Raw genomic sequence first — 349 nt, 5'->3', positions numbered from 1 at the left:
CACCGACACCGACACCGACACCGACACCGACACCGACACCCACACCCACACCGACACCAGTCCCAACGCCAACGCCGAGCCCATCGCCAGTCCCATCGCCGTGTGGAAGCTGCCACGGAGGCGATCACCATCCCGGGCACCACCATGATCACGATCATGATCACGGCGGTCATCACGGTGGCGATCACGACCATGGCGGCGACGGCAACCACGGCGGCTATCACGACCATGGCGGCGATGGCAACCACAGCGGTGACCACGACCATGGCGGCAATGGCAACCACAGCGGTGACCACGATCACGGCGGCAACGGCAATCACGGCGGCAATCACGATCATGGCGGCGATGG

General features: G+C 65.3%; 1 protein-coding gene. It reads left to right on the top strand.

Annotated features, from left to right (window positions below):
- Nucleotides 1-144: 144 nt before the first annotated feature.
- Nucleotides 145-349 (top strand): hypothetical protein (locus ACCD03_RS25515; RefSeq protein ID WP_413413281.1); only part of this gene is annotated, 205 nt, incomplete at its 3' end.

Source organism: Ralstonia sp. Ralssp135, assembly GCF_047304345.1.
GTDB classification, from domain to species: domain Bacteria; phylum Pseudomonadota; class Gammaproteobacteria; order Burkholderiales; family Burkholderiaceae; genus Ralstonia; species Ralstonia chuxiongensis.
Note: the sequence above shows the minus strand (reverse complement) of the source record. Positions and strands in the feature narration are given on the sequence as shown.